The organism is Pseudoalteromonas sp. S16_S37 (genome assembly GCF_014694405.1).
Classification (GTDB): domain Bacteria; phylum Pseudomonadota; class Gammaproteobacteria; order Enterobacterales; family Alteromonadaceae; genus Pseudoalteromonas.
On record NZ_JAAUWV010000141.1, the window covers coordinates 1 to 1,420 of the forward strand.

At 45.8% G+C, this 1,420-nt stretch carries 1 protein-coding gene and 1 pseudogene; both read right to left on the reverse strand.

The features are described 5' to 3' along the window. Window positions 1-1,172 (reverse strand): DDE-type integrase/transposase/recombinase (locus HC733_RS22220; RefSeq protein WP_190367154.1); only part of this gene is annotated, 1,172 nt, incomplete at its 3' end. Next, a pseudogene (locus HC733_RS22225) lies at window positions 1,169-1,420 on the reverse strand (hypothetical protein); the annotation flags it as partial. The pseudogene HC733_RS22225 and the gene HC733_RS22220, both read right to left, overlap by 4 nt.

Here is a 1,420-nt window from a genome sequence, read left to right on the forward strand (position 1 = left end):
TCAGCGAGGTCGTAGACCAGTTTTGATTTAGTGCGAGGGTGTACATAACTAATGGTTAAGTCACCTTGAACCTTTCTATCTTCATCGGTTCTCGTAAGCAAAAGCCTGCACACTTGCTCATCAGGTAACATGCGCAAATAATCACGGTTTTCAGGCTTATAAATGTTAAGCCAAACATCAAAACGTGCTTTTTTGTGACGGCTATGCTTGCAGTTCATACCCGGCACTTTGTCGGCATTAAATGCTTCTTGCCATGCCCATACTGATTCGTTTAACTCCGCAACACTGCCAACAGGCTCAAACAAAATGCGGCTTTCAAACTGCTTTTCAACAATGTTGTTAGCCACTTCAACCGCGCCTTTGGCTCTTGGGTTGCCAGCCTCATGCGGGATATTTTTAACTTTTAATGCAGTTAAAACATTCGTGATTGCTTTTGCCGTATTAGCACTGCCTTTATCCCATAACAAAATCTGCGGAACGCCCATAAAAGGCGAGCCTTGATGCTGCCTCCAACACCACATTAAAAAATCAAACATGATTGCCTGAGTCTCACCCGCAGACTCATAGTACTTTACGCGTAACGCACCGCTGTTGTGGTCAATCAACACATAGCGCCATACTCTCAAGTGCTTTATTCGCTCTATATTTTCAGGTTTATTAGCATAAAACTCAGAGTCATTTGCATAACGCTGTATTTTGCCTTTTCTACCCGGTGGGTAATAAAGCAAGCAGTACGACGGGTCTACTTGATGTACGTGGTTTGGGGCTAGGCTACGCATTTGTATATGAGGTGTGGCCCTATCCAACGCGCTCACAGCCGCATTACGCGTACTTAGTACACGGCTGATCTGGCTTGTACTCAAGCACTTATAACCATTAACCACTAATATAGATTTGGCCGTGGTAATGTCCATGATCCGCTTACCATTATCACGAACCCCTTGATTTAAAATAGCCACCATCATATTTATGGCTTCTTCATCCATTGAAGTTGTGCCCGCATCCACGCGCTGTGCTTTACCGCTTGTCCAGCCATTGGCCTTTAAACGGCGGTACAGCGCATCTTTGCTCAGCCCTAGTGTGTCGCAAGCTTGTTTTAGTATGCTGCCTTTTTGCCCGTGCTTGGCATTTGAGAGTTGCTCGCCCCAATAGTCTAAAGATAGTGAGGTCATTCGATCACCTCCATTCCCTCAAAGCCAAACTCAGCAAGCCATTCACCAGACGGCTTTGCATCGTCTAAATGGCCGTAGCTTCTATATAGCTCATTCCATACGTGCGCCAACTGGCTCAGTAATACTTTGCTATCGGCATACAGTGCCGAGCGCGCCGCTTCGTAGGTTTTTTCGTCTAAATGGGTGAGTGTTTCAAGCTGCTCGCCAAGCAAGGTTAGCTGGTTAAACCCTTCGCGTACTTGCTTATG